Raw genomic sequence first — 20650 nt, 5'->3', positions numbered from 1 at the left:
TCGGCCAAGGGCTGCGCTGCATAGTGCACCTCATAGGTCGGTTGAGTTGGTGTTTACGCGGTCGAGCGTCGGCCACGGGTCTTTCCCTGGTGCTGGAATTTCACCGGTGCGTCAGCGCCGGGCGGTTCGAAGAGATACCCTCCCTTGTCGTCGTAGCGCTGCGCTACAAGCAGGCCTGCACGACGCCAGGTCTTGATCGTCGTCGGCATCACATCCAACTGCTCTGCGATCTCGTCCAGGGTGAGCATTCCGCGTGCGCGCAGCCTGTCATGATGACTCGGTAGCTTATGGGATAGTCGAAGCCGCGTGATCATTCTGGAAGTAAACCGCTTGCCCCAGCCGGAGGCGCGCCCCTGACGATTAAGCTGCTCTGCCGTTTCACTCTCGGTGTAATCGTTGAGAAGCCGGTCCATTTCGGCGATGACTGCGCGAGGGGTTTGCCGTAATATCCACGCTGGCTTGGACAGCGGCACATGTAGCGTATGCGTGGCGCCGCCATTAAAGCGGACCTGAACGCAGATGTCTGCACCCTTGAGCAAAGTCACATCAGCAATGAGCAGTCGCGCCATGCGCTTTCGCTCGCGATCAGGTGTGCGCGGATCGTTCCAGAGACGAGGGAAGTCTCTCGCGAGAGTCATGATGCTTGCACGCTGTTTATCGTTAAGTCCTGCGCGATCAGCTTCGCGCTGCTTTTCGTAGTGGTCCTGAGCTTCGGTGAGAGCACGTAGCGCCTGATTCCATTCCGATTCAAGCGAATCCGCGACCAGTCGATTCGCGGGATCCACCTGCATATAGCGGCGCCGCGCCAGATCGGCCTCGTAGCGTGCTCGTTCAAACTCCTGGCGGTGCAGTCGGTCGCGCTCGTCAGAGCGGTTCTCAAGTTCTTCCTGTACTGCAAGCGCGACCTCAAGTGTGACTGGCGTGACAGTTTCCACGAGCAACCTGCCGACGGCCTCGTCAAGCTCTCCACCGCGAACATGCTGGCACACCGGCCGCCCATGTTTGACGCTGTGGCGCTGGCACATGTAGTCCGGTACCCTGCGTGTACCCTGGACGTGATAGCGCACTGTCATCCGCTCACCGCATTTGGCACATATCGCGAGGCCTTGCAACAGCGCCGGCCCCTCACGCGGCGCGCCCTTTTCCCGATCCATGCCCAGTGCGTGGGCATTCTCCCGCAACACCTGAACATTCTGTTCGAACTCTTCCCAGCTTACATAGGCCTCGTGGGCGTCGGGGATCAGCGACACCCATTCCTCAGAGGGCAGCCGGGCGCTGACCTTCTGCCCGTCGGGATGATTGCGATTGCGCGTGCGCCCGAAGCAGTACGCACCTGCGTACCGCGGGTGATGCAGAACCCACAGTACGCGTGAGTGCTCGAGCTCGCTCCACAGCACATCATCTTTGCGTGCTCCGTGGTGGACACGATGCGGGAACAGAAGGCCCTGCTCACGGAAGGCCTTGACAGTTGCTGTGGCCGAACCGGTGCGCCGAAACGTGCGGAAGAGATGCCGGATGCTTTCCTGGATACGTGCGTCGGGATCCAGACGCACGCGCGATTCCGTGTCGTAGACAAAGCCGATGGGCAACCGCATCTCCAGCTCTCCGCGACGTGCCTTATTGAGGATGCCGCCGCGCAGTCGTGCCCGCATGACGTGCAACTCGGCCTCGCTCATCGTGCCCTTCAGGCCGAGCAGCAATCGATCATTGAAGTGCGCGGGATCGTAGACGCCATCCTCGTCGAGGATCAGACAGTCGGCCAGTGCGCAAATCTCCAGTAGCCGATGCCAGTCGGTGGAGTTGCGCGCCAGGCGCGACACCTCGAGCCCCATCACAATCCCGGCGCGGCCCAGGCTTACCTCAGCGACCAGGCGCTGGAACCCCTGGCGATCAACCGAGGACGCGCCAGACAGGCCGAGGTCCGAGTCGATGACGACCACCTGATCAGTTTGCCATCCGAGGGCGATCGCGCGCTGTCGCAGGTTGTACTGGCGCTCGGTGCTCTCGGTATTCTCAAACAGCTGTCGCAACGTAGACTGCCTGACATACAGGTAGGCGTCTCTTTTCAGATGTCGGGCCTGAACTTTCGCGTGCGCCTGATCGGTCATGCCATCACCTCCGCTGTCGCAATTGCCATCGTCGCCACGACGGCGACCAGGTTCTGTTCGAGACTGGCAGGCAGGTTCAGCCCGCCCGGCCGCGCAACCGGTAATGGACTAAACGGAAACGCTTCGGTCACAGACTTCATCCAGACCGCCATGCCTTTGAACATGAACAGCGCACGGCCTCGCATCAGCGTCGGACCGCCTCCGCCTGGCTCGAGAGCCTCCTGCCGCAAGATCTCGTAGCTTCGGCTCAGGGACTGGGTATCGCGCGCCGTTACGGGAGGATTTACCGCAGTTTTTTTTTCAAACGCGCCAGGGCGCGTTCCACGGTGCGTCGATGCACCGCCAGGCCAAACTGCTCCGCAATCAGATCAACCAGTTCCTGCACGTCCGGCTCAGCGTGAGTCGCGCGCGCTTCTTCGATGAAGCGCATCACCTCATCGGTAATCTTGTGAGGTCCGTGCGGCCCCCGCTTGACCGGCAGCAGCCCGGCGAGGCCATCGCGCTCGAAGTCGGCCTGTGCCTTGTAGAAAGTCGGCCGGCTGACTCCGAAGTGTGCGGCGGCATCCGCGACGGTTTGCCCTTCCACGCGCACGCGTCGCAGCATTTCGTATCGGACCTGAACCAGATCCCGGGGATCGAAGAAGTCGCTGCCAACGAAGGCATGATCATCGATGTCCTGAGGGCGCGGATTCACCGTGCCACTCTCTTCGAGAGCAGCGAGTTTGGGGTCGGGCTTTCGTGTGCGGGTCATATGTAATGTAAATTATGCCCATAAACAGACGATGTCAAGGCCATTTTTTTGAATTTCACCAGACACCCCTGTCAAGCACGCGGCGAATTACGAATTTCACCCGGGTCTAAGCGCGCTTGCTTCCGCAAATGGCATAATTTATTTTACATGTATGGCATTATTTGCTTGACGGCTTGCGCCCGCCCGAACGCCTTTTTGGATGTCCGCCAGTTTCTTTGTGCCGCGCAATCAGCATGGTCAATTGCAACAGATCTTCGATGCGGAAATGCGATCGTCCCGCCGAAACCATCTCGAATGCATCGGGCGCCGCGGCGCTCGTCCAGGCTGCCGGCATACGTTTCAGGTCACCCGCGTCGTCGTGGAAGTAGACGCGGTCTTCTCCCCACGTGTTGCGCCGATCCACAAGCGCGAACTCTCGCCCATACAACGGATGGAAGGGATGCGTGATACGGAATAACTGTGTCTCATCGTTCAGATCGCGTGCAGTTGACTGCTTTTGCCAAGGGCCGCGTGGAGCGTGCGCACCTGACGCTGCAGGATCGCCTCGTCAAGGAGCTGCGGCTGCGCGGCATCAACACGCTGGCCGTTGCCAATACCTGGGCACCCTCCTTTATGGCGGCGTACAACGCGCGCTTTGCGAAGCCACCCAGGAGTGACTTCGACGCGCATCGTCCACTACGGGCTGATGAGAACCTGGACACAGTGCTCACGTGGCGTGAGTCACGGATCGTGACGAAGGCACTGACGGTGCAGTACGACCGGGTCATGTACCTGCTCGACGATACGCCGGAGAACCGCAAGCTGATTCGTCGGTATGTCGAGGTCTGGGAGTATCCGGGCGGGCGCATCGAGTTGCGGGCCGAGGGCCGGTTGCTGCCGTACCGCGAGTACGACCGGCTGACCGAGGTTGATCAGGGCGCCATCGTTGAACATAAACGGCTGAGCCACGTGCTTCAGGTCTCACAGGTGATTCAGGCGCAACGCGATAACGAGCGGATTGGTAAAGCGCCTTCCCGAACGCACCGTGGGGAGTCGACCCGAACGCAGCGCAAGCAAGGCCACGCGCGCAGGAAGAAGCAACGCGAATTTACACAGGCCGACATCGAGCAGGTGATCGTCGACCTGGCCGGGCAAAAGCAGCCTTCGCAGGCTCTGCGCAAACCAGGTCGTCGATCAGCAGGCGTTAATGGAGCAGACGCGAATGCCCTGCCCGTTCATGATCCGATCTTCGACACTGCGTGAGCGGCAACCCGTGAAAGACAAAACCTGAACTCCGCAAAAGCGGACATCTCAACTTGGCCGGAAAGCGGACATCTGAAAATGGCTTTGACAAATTTAACTTATGGGGCACGACCCTATAAGTTACCAGGCGTCTGCCGTGGTGGCTTCCGGCGTGACGCAGGCTCGAACAAGGTGTAGGATTAAATCACATTGAAACGTGAGTTCGTCCATGCGCACCACCCAGCAAATGAGCATCACGCTCCCGAATGAAATGGCCGAAGAGGTCCGCCGACGCGTCTCGAGCGGTGAATATGCGACCGAGTCAGAAGTCATTCGCGACGGCCTGCGCGCACTCGCCGCGCGTGAGCGGGCTGTCGAAGTGTGGCTCCGCGATTCCGTCGTTCCGGCTGCTGCCGCCCTCGAAACCGATCCGTCGCGTGCCCTGGACGCCGCAGATGTCCGCGCGACGCTGGCCCAACGCCGCGCATCACGTCGTTGAGCGCGGCATCCTACCGCGTAGTCTTTGCGCCGGAGGCACGCGATCAACTGACTGAACTGGAGGCAAAAATCGCCGCCGCAGGCGCGCCACAGATTGCAGCCAGATACGTCGATGCGATCGTGACATTCTGCGAACAGCTCGAAAGCTTCCCGTTTCGTGGCGTGCCGCGCGATGACCTGCTTCCCGGGTTGCGCGTGACCCACTATCGCGGTCGGGCTGTGATCGCGTACCGCGTTACCGGCGAGACGGTCGCGGTGCTCGGCGTCTACTATGGTGGGCAGGACTACCCGGCCAGTTTTCAGCCGGATCTCGATGAATAGACCAAGCTGTGCGGCGGCCCACCACTGGTAGCCATCCGCGCGTGCATCCCGCCCCCATTCGACCGGACCAGGCGATGAATGACGCCAAGTTGTCGCGCTCAGGCTGGGAGGACTGCCCACGCGAAGAACTGCTCGCAGAACTCACGCGCCTGCAGGCCGAGAATGCCCGGCTCGCCGCCTTGCTGCGAGAGGCCGTTCCGGCGCATGGCAAGCGTGAGGCTGCCCCGCCGGGCGATCCAGCCCTGGTGGTGCGACGCACAGGGACTTCCACGCTTTCTCCCCAGCAGAAGGTACAACTCTTCCGGCGCCTTTTCCGGGGCCGTAGCGACGTTTACCCGCTTCGCTGGGAAAGCCGCAATTCCGGGAAATCGGGTTATGCACCGGCGTGCGCGAACGAATGGCGCGCGGGCATCTGCGAAAAGCCCCGCATCCGCTGTGCGGATTGTGTGCATCGCGTGCTGCTGCCGCTGGACGATCAGGTCATTTATGCACATCTCGCCGGCGATCACACGGTGGGCCTGTATCCGCTGATGCCGGACGGCACCTGCTACCTGCTCGCAGTCGACTTCGATGAGGAAAGCTGGCGGGACGATGCGATGGCCTTCCGGCAGTCATGCGATGAACTGGATGTTCCCGTGTCGCTGGAGATTTCACGTTCGGGTAACGGTGCGCACGCATGGATCTTCTTCTCGTCGGCCGTCACCGCGCGTGATGCGCGCCGGCTGGGCTCGGCCATCATCAGCCACACGTGCGCCCGAACCCGCCAGCTTGAGCTGTCGTCCTACGACCGGCTCTTTCCCAATCAGGACGTACTGCCCAAAGGCGGCTTCGGCAACCTGATCGCCCTGCCGCTGCAGAAGCAGCCGCGCGAGCACGGGCATAGCGTGTTTGTCGATGAAACCCTCCAGCCTGTTGCCGATCAGTGGACTTTCCTGGCGTCGGTCAGGTCAATGGACGGGCGAGATATCGAAGGGGTAATTTTCCGCGCCACCGGCGGTGCCCACCCGCTCGACGTCGCCTTCATCGCTGAAGAGGACCAGGCCGAGCCATGGAACCCGCCACCTGCGCTGCCGAAGCGGCTGGCCGGAGCGATGCCGGCGTCGCTGATATTGACACTCGCAAACCAGCTCTATTTTGAAAAAGCCCAGCTTCCGCAATCCCTGCTCAATCGCCTCATCCGCATAGCGGCATTCCAGAATCCGGAGTTCTACCGTGCCCAGGCGCGCGGCTTCAGCGTATGGGACAAGCCGCGCATCATCGGCCGCGCCGAGAATTGCCCGCGACACATCGCCTTACCGCGGGGTTGCCTCGACGAGGTCATGACGCTGCTGACCGACAACGGCATTGCCTGCGACATCCGCGATGAGCGTTGCGCAGGCGGCCCTCTCGCAGTCGCGTTTGCCGGCACACTGCGGGACGACCAGCAGGCGGCGGTTGATGACCTGCTGCGGCACGACACGGGGATCCTGCACGCGCCAACGGCGTTTGGCAAGACCGTGACGGCGGCCGCCATGATTGCCCGGCGTGGCGTCACTACGCTCGTGCTCGTGCATCGCAGGGAACTGCTGAACCAGTGGCGCGAGCGCCTGCAGTCGTTTCTCGCACTGGATCCTCACAACATCGGCACAATCGGTGGCGGCAAGTCGAAATCTACGGGCCGGATTGACGTCGCCATGCTGCAGTCAGTGGCACCGGATGGCCCTCGCGGGGCGCTTTTGCGGCATTACGGCCACGTCATTGTCGACGAATGTCACCACGTCTCGGCGGATTCCTTCGAGGCAGTGCTCAAGGCCGTCAATGGGCGCTACGTGCTGGGACTGACTGCGACACCCGTGCGGCGCGACAGCCAGCAACCGGTGATGTTCATGCTGTGCGGGCCGGTGCGGCACGCGGCGCGTCTGCCGCCCAATGCGCCACATTCGCTCGAGGTGTTCCCGCAAAGGCTCACCTCATCCGTGGACGTTGCGGTCGACGCGCCGATCCAGACAGTGTTCGCGCATCTTGCACAGGATCCACCGCGGACGGACATGATTGCTGCGGCGATTCGCGAGCAGTTCGGACAAGGACGCAAGGTGCTGGTTCTCGCCGAACGGACGGATCATCTCGAAAGCCTGCAAAAGACTTTGGATGAAGCAGTCGAGCCGCTTTTCGTGCTGCACGGGCGTCTCGCGAAAAAAGCGCGTGCGGCGCAGCTCGCTGCCCTCGACGCGCTGGCCGACGACGCACCCCGCGTCATCCTGGCCACTGGCAGACTCGTTGGCGAGGGTTTTGACCATCCGGCGCTCGATACGCTGGTGCTCGCCATGCCCGTGGCATGGAAAGGCACGCTGCAGCAGTACGCTGGCCGGCTACATCGCGAGCATTCGGGTAAAACCGGTGTACGGGTGATCGACTATGTCGACGGAGGTCACCCGGCACTAAACCGTATGTGGGAAAAACGCCAGCGGGGATACCGCGCGATGGGCTACCAGGTACGCCTGGCCGGAGACGGGCAGCAACTGGCGCTGACCTGAAATGCGGGCCAGGCCGCATTCCGCACCCCTCTCCGGTTTCTTGCTTGCACTTGCAAGCGTGCACTTCCCACCTTTGGCCGCCCCATTGTGCACCGCCATCGAATCGAACCGGCAGTGCCGATACTCACAAACTGGTCGCGCTGTACTGGAAAATCGACCGCAACATCCTCGACATGCAGCAGATACGGGGCTGCGACGCCAGCACGTTATCGATCGGCTCGAGCACGAGATCAAGGCAGCCTTCCCCGCCATGCGCCGATTGTCACCGTGCAACCGGAAGGCATGACCGAATCCGGAATTTGTGCAGCAGCCTGCTGCACAAGTCGATACCTCTTCAGCTCAATAAACATAGGATTACGAACTAAACTTCGATCACTTACTTTATGTAAAATTTATCCTGAAGTCCGGAGCTATGCCGCTCAACGCCGGCTCGAGCCGATCGCACCCATGTCGAGTTGCGTTCGGGAAACTGCCGAATGGAACCTGTCGTGACGCCCTGCACATAGCCAAGCACAACGATGGCCGGCAGATCAATGCCGAGTATCAGCACGCGATTGTCGAGGCCGGCATTCGGGTGATGCTTCACTGTATTTTCTGATTCGGCGAGCTTACGCTGCTGGCAGACGCCCACGCGGGCCGGTTACGACGTCGACCGGCTCAACGCGATGCCGAGCAGATCCACTGCGTCATTTCTGGAAACAGGCCATAGTACGCCCCTCGGTAGAATTCTGAAAAGCGCGCGGCTAGCTGCAACGAAAGCCCGAATCCGGCACGAATTTACCCGCTGGAGGATGACGCGATACATATGTATTGACGAGCGAGCAGCGTGACTTGCGTGGTTTCACATCTCGCGGCCGCAGATTACCGGGCACCCCTGTCGGGCGGTGTCGCTTCCCCCCAAGAGGAAGCGACGGTTGGTTTACTGATAGACGAGTTTAGTTGCCAATGAAGCTCGATGTCGCCCCTGGAGTAAGCAGCAGCGGCGTCAAGCAGCGCCGGCAAGAGTCCCCTCTGCGACCTCGTCCACGGCCTCACTTACGATCCGCACAATCTCGTCGGCTTCGGCGCGTGTCATCACGAGCGGCGGCGCAAAGCCGAGAATGTCGCCGTGCGGCATGGCGCGGGCAATCACGCCGCGCTTGAGCGCCGCCGCCGACACCTGCGGGCCGATCTTTAGCGTTGCTTCGAACGGCTTGCGCGCTTCCTTGTCGGCCATGAATTCGAGCGCGCCAAGCATGCCCACGCTGCGCACCTCGCCCACGAGCGGATGCGCATCGAACGCCTCGCGCAGCTTCGCGCCAAAGTACGCCCCCACCTGTGCCGCGTTATCGACGATATTCTCGCGTTCGAGAATGTCGAGGTTGGCCAGCGCCGCTGCCGCGCACACCGGATGGCCCGAGTACGTCCAGCCGTGACCCATTGGCCCGTGCTCCTGCGAGCCGCGCGCGATCACGTCCCAAACCTTCTCGCCCACGATGACGCCGGAAAGCGGTGCATACGCACTCGTGAGCCCCTTCGCGATGGTGATGAGATCCGGCTGAATACCGTAGTGCTGCGCCCCCATCTTCGAACCCAGACGGCCGAAACCGCACACCACCTCATCGGAAATCAACAGAATATCGTGCTTCTTGAGCACCGCCTGAATCGCGGGCCAGTAGCCTGCAGGCGGTTCGATAATGCCACCCGTGCCCATCACCGGCTCGGCAATGAAGGCCGCGATCGTATCGGCGCCCTCGCGCGCGATCAGCTTTTCGAGTTCCTCTACGCAATACGCTGTGAACTGCGCCTCGTTCATACCGGCTGGCGCCTTGCGATACCAATGCGGGCAAATCGTGTGCTTCACGCGATCGATTGGAAGATCGAAATGTTGATGGTAGCTCGGTAGGCCCGTGAGGCTGCCCGTCACGATGCCCGAGCCGTGATAGCCACGCTCGCGCGAAATGATCTTCTTCTTGTTCGGACGTCCCAGCACGTTGTTGTAGTACCAGACGATCTTGACCTGCGTTTCGTTAGCGTCCGAGCCAGACATGCCGTAATACACCTTCTTCATGCCAGCGGGCGACCAGTCGATGATGCGCGACGAAAGCTCGATGATGGCGTCCGACGAGTGGCCCACATAGGTGTGGTAATACGCGAGTTCCTTCGCCTGCGCATACATGGCGTCCGCCACTTCGGTGCGGCCATAGCCGATGTTCACGCAGTAGAGACCTGCGAAGGCGTCGATGTACTGCTTGCCCTGGTGGTCTTCAATTCGAATGCCGTGCGCGCCGCGCACGATCTTGCCAAGCAGTGCGCCGCTTTCGTGATCATAGGCGTGCGTGGACGGATGCATGAAATGCGAGCGGTCTTGCTGGAACAGTGCGTCGAGTTTTTGCGTCATGATAGGCTCCTGATACGGAATTCAGGCCATTGCCGCGAGCGGCAGGCCGAGATTGCCAAGACAAAAATATTTAGTTTCCACGAACGGCTCGAAGCCTTCCACGCCGCCTTCGCGGCCAAGGCCCGAGGCCTTCATGCCGCCGAACGGGATCGGCGCGTTCGAGGTGCACGTACACGACACGGCCGGGCAGGTGGCGGGCAGTGCGAACCTGATCGTCACGGCAACGCCTTCGCGCAAGGTGAGCCGTGAATCGCCTCCATTGAAAGTGGCAGTCAGGCGGCGACATCAGAAACTTGAGTGGACCGTCCGGCAGCGTTGCAGGCCTTCCCGGTACGTCAAAACGTCTCAATCATCGGCTGCGCCCGGGTTGACTCAATGAGTAATCGGAAGCACGAGTGCGCAACCGGCACCTATGCGACAACGACGCGGTTACGCCCCAGATGTTTTGCACGGTAGAGCCGCTCGTCGGCCGCACGCAGGATCGTGTCGATGGTGTCGCCGTCGCGACCAAACTGCGAGGCACCGACGCTGACAGTCACTTCGCCGCACCGCCCGCTGCCGGCCCCGAAAACACTGCTGGCGATCATCGAGCGGATACGTTCGCCTGTCGCGAGCGCCGCGTCCAGGCCCGCCCGCGGCAGCAGCACCATGAATTCCTCACCGCCCACCCGTGCGACACCGTCGTAGGGGCGGATTGCCTCAATGCATTTCTGCACGAATTCGCGCAGCACCGTGTCGCCTGCCTGATGTCCGTACGCATCGTTGATCGCCTTGAAGTGATCGAGGTCGAGCGCGAGCAGCGAAAACGGCGCGCCGCCTCGCCGTGCGCGTTCGATCTCGGCTTCGACACGTTCGATGAATTGCCGCCGGTTGGCCGCGCCGGTGAGCGGATCGGTGGCAGCCAGGTGCTCGAGCCTGTCATTGGTCCGTTGCAGTTCCTGCAGCGCACTTTCGGTGCGGTTCATGGCCTCGGCAAGCCGCGCCATCAGTTCTTCCTGGCTGTAGATCGTCGCAAACGAGCGCGTCGTGTGAAATGCCTGCACCACGCCATAGCTGAGCAGAAAGAATCCCCCGGCGAAAATCGCGTGTGCAAGCCACCACATGTGGTTCCACGGCCGCCCCAGAATGAAGGCGAGCGACGACAGCGCAAACGACGTCACCGAGATGCCGAACATGACCATCAGGGGTGTGCGGATGCGTCGCAGCAGCAGTACCAGGACGTTCAGCGTGGAAAGGATCATGGCGCCCCCTTCCATCGACAGGCGGACCGCCAGTGTCCCGGCGACGGGGCTGTAGGCGATCCCGGCGACCGCCAGGTCAACGAGAACGAACAGCGCGATCCATTTGAGCCAGCCGCGCCAGTCGGTGCGCCTCTCGATCGAATCGGCCGGCTGGCTGTACGAGAGCAGCCCGACCAGCAGCAGGGCCGACATCACGAGGCGCGATGCCGGGCCATAGAGCAGGAACAGCCAGATATTGTGGTGCGCCATGCTGGTGAAGGCGCCGTGCAGGGCATAAATGAGGACGAAGCCGAGAAAACCCAGCGTCAGCCAGCGTAACAACGGCTCGCCGGAAGACCGGTAGCACTGCCAGGTGACGTAGGCGACGAACAGCCCTTCAAGCGTCGCGGCCGCAATCGCGATCTCGTGGAACAGGTGGTTCTCGAACCTGAGCGTGAGATCATGGAAGAAAAACAGGTAAGCGATCAGGCAGGCGGGCATCAGCGCAAAGCCAGCCAGCACGAATCGGGCATAGAGCTTCGTGATCAGCGTTACCGCCGCCGGTGAATCACGCATCTCAATCGTGGCGCTCATGCCTGCTCCCCGCTGATATTTACCGTAGTTTCGCAGGCACCACCGGCTTGCCTGCCGCAATTTTCAGCGAATCAGAGAGGTCTGGTTTGCGCCGCACAGCACCATCAGAACCAAAGCCTGACCTCACATGCCGATCGCCATCAGATACTGCAGAAGTACATTGCATTCCCTTGGACCAAATACCGTCCGATGATGGACCACTTCTCCCGGGTCCGACGTTCGGCACGCTGTGTTGTCAAACGCTCGCTGTCCGACGCATGCAGGAGGTCCATTCAGAAACGAGCGCCCGGTGCACCCTGTCCGTGGATGTGAACAGAACCACCACTATCCTGGACGGATTGCCCTCAGGTCTGCACAAACAGATCCGCGCCGGCCTGGATGGACTGCCAGAAGTCGTCTTCTTTCTCTGGCGTGCTCGACAGGTTCCAGAGCGTGTACATGCAGGCCTGGTTCCCGTTGCCAAGCAGCAGGCCGCTCCAGCCCGTCACCGAGGCGTACGCGGTATCCCAGTTCACCGTGAATGCGATCGCGTCTCCGGCTACTGTGCCGGAGAGTGGTCCTGTAGCATACTGCCCGTCGCTGCTCACGGCGCTCTCGTAGCTGCCACTGAAATTCTCGCCGTCAAACTGAACGATCGTCATGATCGAGCCCAGTTCATTCTCCCACTTGCCAACCAGTTCGGGCGATGTGGCCTTCGCATCCCGCGCGACGCTTGAAAGCGGACGAAGTGTCTTTCTGTCAATCAACATGTCTTTCCCCTTCTAGCCAGTCACAATTCACGACAGAACACTCGCCACGCATTCCAGACATCAACCCTCTACGCGCAGCAGAGCGCACAATTTCGCGCCCGGCAAGCGCTACTCCTTGACGGACGTATTCGCACATGCGTAACGATATCTATGCCGAAACTCGAGCGCTAAAAAAAGCCGGGATGGCGGCTTTGCTATCGGTTACCCAGCCCCTCTTCTCGACTGTGCCGTTGACCACGAGGCTCGTCCCGCGAAACCAGTTGGGATTACCTCTCACTGAGATTTGCCTTGCTGGCCGTCTCGTGTAAAAGCGCGATGCCCGGAACCCGGCCTTCCAGTTTGCTGAATCCCCGAACTGCTTACACAACTTCGGTGTAAACAACAGCCTCCGATAGGAGGATATGCCGGACTCCACCTAGGACTTCGCACATCGGCTGCCTGCGCAATGTTGCACGGTGTACACGTTTATTCTTCATACAAGTCGTGAACGCATCATAGGAGCCAATAGTCGAGACGTCAAACACTATATGGGACACTTCGGTATGCCAGTTGAATTTACGGAAATTAAGGGAGTTAACGCTCGTCGGGTTTGAATGGGCAGACTGAGAGCCGTGCCTCGTGCACAAACGCCTGGTGCCTTTTGCAGGTTAGCCATTCGTGCGTCGCAGTGCCGCACTCCGAGAACACAACCTCCCAGAGCGGATAGGTGAAGACCATCCTGGCGATCTGTGTGTGCGTGACTGAGGCAGAGCAACAGGCATCAAAGCTGCCGCGAGTGGGCTTTCTCTCGCCCCTAGATATCATGTATGGACCTGCCGCACCCAAGGTACGCGGATTAAGCTTGAGGTCGGTTACTCCGCGGCCCAGAGCCGCATTGAGGGGCAGGTATTGGGTAGCTGCGCTTCCTCTCGGAAACGCAGCCCCCGAAGAACCGTACGTGCGAGCTTTCCCCGCATACGGCTCGAGCACAGCATGAAGCGTCGCACTGACGCCGGTCTCGCCAGTTGCACGGGCCCTTCGCAAGCATCACGCTGTTGATTCGCCTCATCGCTGAGACGAAGGGCGCTGTGACCGTAGTGCTACCGGTCTCTCACAAGCTTCCCCTCGATGAATCTCAAACGTGGACCTGCGACTGCTGCACCACGCGGAAGTCTGCACCTTTTCAGGTCAGGGCAAATCTTGAACCCCTATACGACCCATTACAGGTCGCCATTCGCTTGCTCCGCGTTCTCATATCCGCTCCCCCAACAGTTTCCCTCGCGAGGTCACCTGCCATCGCTTCAGATCCTCAAGCTATGGCGGAGAATCGGACTTACCGTGTTCCGCGTAAAAGACACGAGCAGGTTAGGTTCCACCTATTCGCAGGCAATCCGTTGTCCGTGTAGCCCCAGTATGGAAGGAGCTATCCGATTGCATGCCTTTTGGCTTAAGCCTCACAGCATCTTTGGCTTATTACATTTGACGACGTTTATCGGTGATTCGCTTTCACTAACCGTACTGCTCACCCTGGCACCTTATCCATCCGATGCTGATAGAAGGCTTCTCTCCCTCACGGGGTCAATGCCGCACTCTCGTGCAGGTTACGTTGTCCCGGCGGCTTCACACCACCTCGTTACCGAGATCGCATGCGCCGGTAGGGTACGGCTGACGGAACAGCCGGTTTCCTCGCTGGCACAGGCCAGCTGAAACAATCCTTTACGCGACCTCACGTCGCACCCATACAAACAACTGGTTGCGAGTTTCGGTTGAAGCCGTCGTGCGGCGTTGAACGGGATCGGCAAGTGGGCGAGACCAGGCGCGTCGAGGTGGGCGACGAGGCAGTTTTGCGTTGTCACGGATGTGTTTCGGGAGGGTGAGGACGAACGGGATCACGGCGCGCTGCGCCGGACATGAAGCATGGATCTCTACTGGCAGATCAGCTACCGCAATAGTGCCGCAGATTGATCATCGTGTAGGCCATGGTCTTGAATGCGTAGTGTAACTGACTGATTCGATCGAAGCGAAGTAGCAGGCGACGGAATTCGAAAATCATCTAGCGGGCCTCCCACCGCCGCCCTTTCGGGCGGCGGGGTTAAAGTGAGTTTGCCAACCGCTTTAACCGCAAGGAGGCGCATCATGAACTATAGCGGCATTGATCTGCATTCGAACAACAGCGTGGTCACCGTGATCGATGAAACCGACCGGGTACTGGCAGAAAAACGCCTGCCCAATGAGCTGGCCAGGATCATGACGTTCCTCGAACCGTGGAAGCAGCAGCTTGCGGGCGTCGTAATCGAGTCGACCTATAACTGGTACTGGCTTGTCGATGGCCTGCAGGCAGCCGGGTTCACCGTGCATCTGGCCCACACCACGGCGATCAGACAATACGACGGTCTCAAGCACAGCGGCGACGAAACCGATGCCCGTTACCTGGCCCGGCTGCTGCGGCTGGGGATCCTGCCAACGGGCACGATCCTGCCGCCCGAAATGCGAAGCGTGCGTGATCTCGCCCGCAAACGCATGCAGTTGGTCCGCAGCCGCACCAGCCACATGCTTGCGATCGAGAACATCACGGCTCGCCATCATGGCATGCGCATCTCGAGTCCCGAGGTTCTGCGACTGACGGCCGAAACCATCGACCAGATGGGGCTGCCTGCCGAGGTCGCGCTGGCCATGCAGGCCAACCTGGCTGTCGTCACAACGCTTTGCACCCAGATCGGACTGCTGGAAAAGCGGCTTGCCGACAAGGTCAGGCCGCGACCCGAGTATGCGTTGCTCACCACCGTACCCGGCATCGGCCAGATCCTGGCAACGGTCATCCTGCTGGAAACCGGCTCCGTCGAGCGTTTCGCCAGCGTCGGCAACTTCGCCTCCTATGCGCGCTGCGTGGACAGCTGCCCCACCAGCAACGGCAAGAAAAAAGGTGAAGGCAACATCCGTAACGGCAACCGGTACCTGTCCTGGGCGTTCATGGAAGCCGCCAATTTCGCCCAACGCTATTGCACCGAGGCCCGGCGGTTTTATGAACGCAAGAAAGCCAAGACCAACCCGATCGTGGCTCGCAAGGCGCTTGCGCACAAACTGGCGCGCGCGTGCTTCCACATTCTGAAGGAGAACAAACCATTTGACGTGACGCGCTGCTTCACGTGATGCTTTCGACGGCGACCGGCAAGCCCCGTGGGAAGATTGGGTCCCAGCCCAGAAATTTGAATGGGATGCCGTGCCGCCGTCCCCGACATGCAGTCAAGGCGGATCGCCTGCAACGCGAGCCATCGGTGGATTGGCGCCCGGATCGGGCAGCCCCTGAACTTGTACAAATTCCATGGACGCGTTGCGGTACCAATGTTCTTCCGGGACGGCATGGCCGTCAGGGCGAAAGGCACCGGTTGTACCGCCGATTGCTTGATCCAGATGGGTGTCTGGCGCGATTCGTCGCAGCCAGGATTGAAGTCACGGGCGCGTTCGGCCGCTTGCATTCGGGGGCATGGCAACTGGAAAACGGTCGCTCAGGCAGCCGGGGATGTTGATTGCTCACTTGACGCCAGCCCGCTGATGGGTGTCTTCCCATGCGAACACGCGCTCGATCGTACGAAACCGCTCTTTAAAAATGGCCAGATCGAACAGCGGCTTGCGGCCTCGCTTCGTGCGTTTCCTGCCACGCGGGTTCGGATTGATGTTGGGCACCATCCCGCGGTTGAATATCGCCTTGCGGTTGGCGCGACAATCGTAGACGCCGTCCAGGCTGACCACGGTGTCACGCAAGTCCAGCCTTGCTTCACGGGCAATCCGTATCACCTGCGGCAGCGCGTCACGCAGCAGCGGCGATTCGTTGCGATTGCCTGGTGCCGACACGAACGGGGCGATCACATTGCAGTTCCGGTCACAGAAGGCAACGACTTTGTCACCCTTCATGTTCTTGTGGCCGCTGAAGCCAATGTTGTCGCCGCCTTTTTTCGCTGCCGTGGTGGTGCCGTCGCCATGGATGACGCTGGTGTCCAGCAACTGGTCGTGCTCAAGCCGTACCACCGACTCGAGGAAGACGGCGTCGAAACATTCGCATGCCTGCCAGCGGCGAAAGGCCCGATAGATGCTCGTGTAGTGGATCTCCGGCCTGCCGTCCCGATCCATTGCAATCGGCAGCGCCTTCCACTGACATCCCAGGTAAATGGCGAACACCCTCTCAGGTCGAGGACGCCTGATTCGCCTCTGGCTGGACCAGGATCGGGCTTGTCTCGTATGTCAACAACGCATCACGGCAACGACGGGCTGGCACGTCCATCATATCGTTCGTCGTGTGGACGGCGGGTCGAATGCGTCAGCCAATCTCGTTATGGTCTATCCTGTCTGCCACCAACAGATCCATAGCCGTGGTTTGACAGTAAAGAAACCGGCTCCCACTTGGGGGTTTTGAAAGGCTTGAGCCGTGTGCATTGAAAGGTGCATGCACGGTTCCGAGGGGGCCGCTGTGCAGCAATGCATAGCGGCTACCCGACACAACCAGTTGATAGGCAACGAGCGAGTCGAACCCGACCGTGAGCCCGTCAAACGGTCACACTACCGACAAAAGTCTTGCGACACACGGTCATACTACCGACAAAAGTCTTGCGATAAAGTAAATTGCGCTTAGTGTCGGCACTGACCTCTCCTCTGGGTATTCCACTGTAAAGTTTGCCCCCTCTCCATCAACCTGACAGAGCCCGTCGCAGGGAACCAGTGACCGCGATAGAGCGATTTCGTCTTTCTCATCTGGTCATATTGACTCGACCGCCCTTGCGAACGTGACAATGCCGCCGAAGCACATATCGTGGCGCTGGCTCAACTATTGCATATGCTCTCGGCCGACCAACAGGAGTGAATCAAAGTGAGGGTCAACAGGACAGCAGACTTCACGAATTGCAGGGAAAGACGCGGCGCGCCGGGCTCGACCTGGGCATCGGGACATGCTGATGCGGAAGCGCTGCAACAGGACCCTAGCTACACGCTTCTTCACGAAGGTATTGCCCCGGTACCCGGTGTCCAGGGAGATCGTCACTGATCAGTTGTGCAGCTATCCGGCAGCAAAAGTGGAAGTACCGGATCTCGCTGGCATAAAACACGTCTTGGTCAGGACTTCATAAGGATCGCCAAATTTGAAAATTCGCTTCGCGAACTTGACAGAGCCGTCGATAGCAAAGCGCACGGGAAAGCAATATTTGATTTGAAATGAGACTAGACCGGTAAATAATGGGACGTTTATCTTTTGCAAAGCATTTTGGCCATCGACTACCGTTGATCAAAGCCAACTATCTTGTGGCGACCATCATCGCCGCTGGCCTTATGACTGCTTGTGGCGCTGGAGACGATGGTTCTACTGCTACAACCGCAGTACCGTCATCAACCTCAGCCAGGGCCCCACTGGCAATTCGGCCAACTTCGGCCACCACGCCAGCGACGCTGTCCTTGCCGCCGTTAACAGCTGATCAACCCTACATCGACAATGCGGCCTACGACACTACCGCCGGCGGTTCGCTCCCCTCTGCAACGGAGGGGGCAGCTGTGACACATCATCGTATTACCCTCAACGGTCAAACGCTGACTTATACGGCAACTGCAGGGCATCTTACCGTACGGGATGCAAGCACCAATGCCCCAACGGCTTCCATCTTCTACACCGCCTACACGTTGGACGGTGCGGACGTAACACAACGTCCCATTACCTTCTTTTTCAACGGCGGCCCAGGCGCTTCGTCGAATTATCTTCGCATGGGCTCTTATGGGCCGCTGCGGGTATTTTCCGAACAGGGTTCCACGGTGACCGGCCCTAATGACGTGACCCTCGGCGAAAACCCGCAGACGCTGATCGACAAGACCGACATGGTCTTTGTCGACCCTCCGGGAACCGGTTATTCCGAAGCGATCGCACCGAAGAAAAATCAGGATTTTTGGGGGGTCGATGCCGATGAGACGGTCAACGCTGGACTGATCTATCGATACCTCAACGTTAACAATCGCGGTCAGTCGCCACTTATGATCTACGGTGAATCCTACGGCGGACCACGCGTCGGGATCATGTCGTACACGCTGCACAATACGTATGGCATCAAACTGAGCGGCCTTCTGATGCAGGCGCCCGCGTTAAATTTCTACGAAAAATCAACCTATAATCTTTATCCCGATGGCTCGATAAAGCCAGCTAGGCGGTATCCCCTGCCGGCGTTTTTGCTTCCTACTGTTACGATGACGGCAAAATACTGGGGGGCAATTACAGACCCGGCGCTGATAAATCTCGATTCCTCGCAGCTTTTTCAAAAATCGGAGGACTTCGCATTTAATGAACTTGTTAAATTGACACCGTCTGTCAATCTCATTAACAAACAAATTGATGCATTCACACGCCAATACCCGCAAGTATGGGAAGCCACGACAAGATCCTCCGACCCCCCTTCAATTGCCCGCCTGAATCAAATGGGCACATTAATCCAATCGATGGAAAATTCGCTATCCTCTGGCGTCCCTGTCGAATTTTCTTCCAATTATGTCGCGTCAATTATTCCGGCAATGGCAGAGTCATTTTTTAATTCGCCGACGGCACAGTCAGGCGGCGCATTGAACTTCACTCTCGGCGTTGACCTGAGTCGATATAAAGCGGATTACATTTCGTGGATTTCATCGCCCAGAGTCAAGGATGAAGCAAAAAAATGTACCACCACCCTCAACGCCCTAATGGGAAATGGGGTTTACGCGAGTGCAAATAAAAGTCTATATCTGTTCAATTCGTCTTCAACGGGATCGGCAGAAGATCCATCTGCGCTTGAGCAGACAATTAAATTTGCCAACGATTCGGGAGCGCAAATCGCCGCCGACAATTTGCAACTGATGCTAAATAGCGAAATCGCCACGACAAACGCCATGGTGAATGGGAAAACATTGGGGCTATATGATTTGCGAAAGGGTCTGACGGGAGGTGATATTTCGCAATCCATGAATAATTATTTGACATGGGATCCGGCGCTTGACGACCTGTCGGCATACACACCGATTTTCGCATCGTACGTCTATAACAATCTTAAATACCAGGCCGTGTCCGGATATCAGGGACTGAATTCGCTAATCGCTCGCACCTGGAACCGTGTCACAAGTTATCCAGATGGTTCTCAGCTCCCATTTCCGGACGCAACCATTTTCATTGCGGACGAAATGGCAATCAATCCGAAGATGCAAGTGTTGACTGCTGCTGGGTATTACGATGGCGTTGTCCCGGCTGCAAAGGTCGATTGGGACATCCAGTATGTTTCGGATCCCACGGGCGGCCGGGTCCCTCAATGGCAAATGCAATCGAGCTATACCCGAATCTTGTACCCTGGCGGTCATATGGCGTATGCAGATGATGTGAGTCGTCAGCAGATGCATGACTCGCTGGTTAGTTTCTATGCAAAGGCGACGACTACGTCGATTCCCTCCATGACGAGATAGCTAAACGGATGCTCCATGCGCCCCCGCCGCAGAATAGTTGTCGTGTTGATTTTCTGAGATGGACCCGACGCCCCTTCTAGGAAGCGCGATACTGCTGAGTATCGTCGCGACAAGAGACATTGGGAGGTCCATCATGGGGTTATAAGCCGGAAGCCCAGATTTGCTGGAAAGTTTTTTAATTCAGCGTGTTAGGTGCTCTCGTCTCCCGGAACGAAGGGAATAGCTCCTTGCCGGAAGGCCTCCTCCTGCAACGCGCGCGGAATCCGGCGCGCATCGACGATCATGCCGTTGATCTCGATGAGCCATGCAATTGGATTCATTGCGATCTGGCTGGGACGGGACCAACCTGGATCCATCTGGCTGATCTTGAGCAGGTTGAGAATAGTGCTTGAACGGGCCGAACCGGTCTGGCCACTCAGTCCAAAATGCTGGCAAAGCGCATCGGCACGCATGTGGGGCTGCTGGGTTTTGTCAAACAGGAAATTGACCCGCCCGATGGCGTAGGCGACACCGCACGCCCATGACCGTGCCGGACGGCGTGGTTCAAAACACGCGATTTTTTCGTTACACGGACGAGCTTAAGCAGTCGCCCCTGAACAATTCGTTTTGGCCGTCGTCGGCGTCAGCCGGCGGATGCTCTCTGATCGACAGGGATGAACAGGGCGATGAGAACAATGGTGTAAAAAAACCGCAGCTTCCTCAGGATCATCCGCAGGTTGTGACCAGCTCCGCATAGCACAGCGTGCATCGCGTCACCAAGCGTTCCCTTCAGCCAGTTCCGATCGAGTTTGCCATCTGTCTTCATGTGGCCGATGGCTGGCTCAATCGCACTGCGCCGTCTGATCATCGTCCGTAATCCCCGCG

General features: G+C 59.1%; 17 protein-coding genes and 2 pseudogenes. 7 read left to right on the top strand and 12 right to left on the bottom strand.

Features of this window, described 5'->3' with window-relative positions; translation table 11 throughout:
• Positions 1-53: 53 nt before the first annotated feature.
• From A3CW_RS0142410 to A3CW_RS49550, 4 genes are all read right to left on the bottom strand, one after another.
• Positions 54-2108 (bottom strand): recombinase family protein, encoded by a 2055-nt coding sequence (locus tag A3CW_RS0142410; protein ID WP_028206507.1) that lies wholly within the window; start codon positions 2106-2108, stop codon positions 54-56.
• On the bottom strand, positions 2105-2272 hold the full coding sequence (locus A3CW_RS0142405; protein ID WP_211254090.1) for a hypothetical protein: 168 nt from the start codon (positions 2270-2272) through the stop codon (positions 2105-2107). The genes A3CW_RS0142410 and A3CW_RS0142405 overlap by 4 nt, the downstream gene beginning before the upstream one ends.
• A 119-nt stretch (positions 2273-2391) precedes the next feature.
• Positions 2392-2802 carry a helix-turn-helix domain-containing protein gene (locus tag A3CW_RS0142400; RefSeq protein WP_245623763.1) on the bottom strand — a complete coding sequence of 137 codons (411 nt, stop codon included), beginning with the start codon at positions 2800-2802 and terminating at the stop codon, positions 2392-2394.
• Between the two features lie 214 nt (positions 2803-3016).
• Positions 3017-3307, bottom strand: coding sequence for a DUF5372 family protein (locus tag A3CW_RS49550; RefSeq protein ID WP_063750872.1), 291 nt, complete (start codon positions 3305-3307; stop codon positions 3017-3019).
• 50 nt (positions 3308-3357) lie between these two features.
• On the opposite strand from A3CW_RS49550, the pseudogene A3CW_RS49545 reads away from it, so the two are divergent.
• The 4 genes and pseudogenes from A3CW_RS49545 to A3CW_RS0142375 form a co-directional block, all read left to right on the top strand.
• Positions 3358-4101: pseudogene (locus tag A3CW_RS49545) on the top strand (ISNCY family transposase); the annotation flags it as partial.
• A gap of 208 nt (positions 4102-4309) precedes the next feature.
• The gene (locus A3CW_RS0142385; RefSeq protein ID WP_028208928.1) at positions 4310-4579 is read left to right on the top strand and encodes a type II toxin-antitoxin system ParD family antitoxin; all 270 of its coding nucleotides are present in this window, start codon (positions 4310-4312) and stop codon (positions 4577-4579) included.
• Positions 4576-4899 (top strand): type II toxin-antitoxin system RelE/ParE family toxin, encoded by a 324-nt coding sequence (locus A3CW_RS0142380; RefSeq protein ID WP_035515630.1) that lies wholly within the window; start codon positions 4576-4578, stop codon positions 4897-4899. Before A3CW_RS0142385 ends, A3CW_RS0142380 begins: the two co-directional genes overlap by 4 nt.
• Positions 4900-4973: 74 nt before the next feature.
• Entirely contained in the window at positions 4974-7412 is a 2439-nt protein-coding gene (locus A3CW_RS0142375) for a TOTE conflict system archaeo-eukaryotic primase domain-containing protein (protein WP_051482077.1), read from the top strand.
• A 376-nt stretch (positions 7413-7788) separates the two neighbouring features.
• On the opposite strand, the gene A3CW_RS52905 is transcribed toward A3CW_RS0142375, so the two are convergent.
• The 5 genes from A3CW_RS52905 to A3CW_RS0142350 form a co-directional block, all read right to left on the bottom strand.
• Positions 7789-7998 (bottom strand): hypothetical protein, encoded by a 210-nt coding sequence (locus tag A3CW_RS52905; RefSeq protein WP_154678215.1) that lies wholly within the window; start codon positions 7996-7998, stop codon positions 7789-7791.
• 399 nt (positions 7999-8397) lie between these two features.
• On the bottom strand, positions 8398-9792 hold the full coding sequence (locus tag A3CW_RS0142365; protein ID WP_028208924.1) for an aspartate aminotransferase family protein: 1395 nt from the start codon (positions 9790-9792) through the stop codon (positions 8398-8400).
• 21 nt (positions 9793-9813) lie between these two features.
• Positions 9814-10029 carry an aldehyde dehydrogenase family protein gene (locus tag A3CW_RS54370; protein WP_028208923.1) on the bottom strand — a complete coding sequence of 72 codons (216 nt, stop codon included), beginning with the start codon at positions 10027-10029 and terminating at the stop codon, positions 9814-9816.
• Between the two features lie 173 nt (positions 10030-10202).
• Positions 10203-11606 carry a GGDEF domain-containing protein gene (locus tag A3CW_RS0142355; RefSeq protein ID WP_028208922.1) on the bottom strand — a complete coding sequence of 468 codons (1404 nt, stop codon included), beginning with the start codon at positions 11604-11606 and terminating at the stop codon, positions 10203-10205.
• A gap of 344 nt (positions 11607-11950) precedes the next feature.
• Positions 11951-12355 (bottom strand): avidin/streptavidin family protein, encoded by a 405-nt coding sequence (locus tag A3CW_RS0142350; protein WP_028208921.1) that lies wholly within the window; start codon positions 12353-12355, stop codon positions 11951-11953.
• 2115 nt (positions 12356-14470) lie between these two features.
• Between A3CW_RS0142350 and A3CW_RS0142345 the strand changes: the two genes are divergently transcribed.
• The gene (locus tag A3CW_RS0142345; RefSeq protein ID WP_028208920.1) at positions 14471-15484 is read left to right on the top strand and encodes an IS110 family RNA-guided transposase; all 1014 of its coding nucleotides are present in this window, start codon (positions 14471-14473) and stop codon (positions 15482-15484) included.
• A gap of 381 nt (positions 15485-15865) precedes the next feature.
• On the opposite strand, the gene A3CW_RS49540 is transcribed toward A3CW_RS0142345, so the two are convergent.
• Complete coding sequence (locus A3CW_RS49540; protein WP_245623881.1) at positions 15866-16510, bottom strand: hypothetical protein; 645 nt, start codon at positions 16508-16510, stop codon at positions 15866-15868.
• On the opposite strand from A3CW_RS49540, the gene A3CW_RS51845 reads away from it, so the two are divergent.
• Entirely contained in the window at positions 16500-16745 is a 246-nt protein-coding gene (locus A3CW_RS51845) for an HNH endonuclease signature motif containing protein (RefSeq protein WP_081772081.1), read from the top strand. The two genes, A3CW_RS49540 and A3CW_RS51845, sit on opposite strands and share 11 nt — an antisense overlap.
• An 857-nt stretch (positions 16746-17602) precedes the next feature.
• Complete coding sequence (locus tag A3CW_RS0142330) at positions 17603-19786, top strand: S10 family serine carboxypeptidase-like protein (protein WP_161782980.1); 2184 nt, start codon at positions 17603-17605, stop codon at positions 19784-19786.
• 188 nt (positions 19787-19974) lie between these two features.
• On the opposite strand, the gene A3CW_RS49535 is transcribed toward A3CW_RS0142330, so the two are convergent.
• Together A3CW_RS49535 and A3CW_RS49530 are read right to left on the bottom strand one after the other, a co-directional pair.
• Complete coding sequence (locus A3CW_RS49535; protein WP_281175189.1) at positions 19975-20343, bottom strand: DUF6398 domain-containing protein; 369 nt, start codon at positions 20341-20343, stop codon at positions 19975-19977.
• A 65-nt stretch (positions 20344-20408) separates the two neighbouring features.
• Positions 20409-20650 (bottom strand): annotated as a pseudogene (locus tag A3CW_RS49530) (IS5/IS1182 family transposase); the annotation flags it as partial.

Origin of the sequence: Paraburkholderia nodosa DSM 21604 (genome assembly GCF_000519185.1) — a bacterium.
GTDB lineage: Bacteria > Pseudomonadota > Gammaproteobacteria > Burkholderiales > Burkholderiaceae > Paraburkholderia > Paraburkholderia nodosa.
This window is presented reverse-complemented; position numbering and strand designations above follow the sequence as displayed.

Bases quoted from the DNA above. Each gene is read 5' to 3' on its own strand.
- A3CW_RS0142410 (WP_028206507.1), bottom strand. From the start codon at position 2,108: ATGACCGATCAGGCGCACGCGAAAGTTCAGGCCCGACATCTGAAAAGA.
- A3CW_RS0142405 (WP_211254090.1), bottom strand. From the start codon at position 2,272: ATGTTCAAAGGCATGGCGGTCTGGATGAAGTCTGTGACCGAAGCGTTT.
- A3CW_RS0142385 (WP_028208928.1), top strand. From the start codon at position 4,310: ATGCGCACCACCCAGCAAATGAGCATCACGCTCCCGAATGAAATGGCC.
- A3CW_RS0142375 (WP_051482077.1), top strand. From the start codon at position 4,974: ATGAATGACGCCAAGTTGTCGCGCTCAGGCTGGGAGGACTGCCCACGC.
- A3CW_RS0142365 (WP_028208924.1), bottom strand. From the start codon at position 9,792: ATGACGCAAAAACTCGACGCACTGTTCCAGCAAGACCGCTCGCATTTC.
- A3CW_RS0142355 (WP_028208922.1), bottom strand. From the start codon at position 11,606: ATGAGCGCCACGATTGAGATGCGTGATTCACCGGCGGCGGTAACGCTG.
- A3CW_RS0142350 (WP_028208921.1), bottom strand. From the start codon at position 12,355: ATGTTGATTGACAGAAAGACACTTCGTCCGCTTTCAAGCGTCGCGCGG.
- A3CW_RS0142345 (WP_028208920.1), top strand. From the start codon at position 14,471: ATGAACTATAGCGGCATTGATCTGCATTCGAACAACAGCGTGGTCACC.
- A3CW_RS51845 (WP_081772081.1), top strand. From the start codon at position 16,500: ATGGCGAACACCCTCTCAGGTCGAGGACGCCTGATTCGCCTCTGGCTG.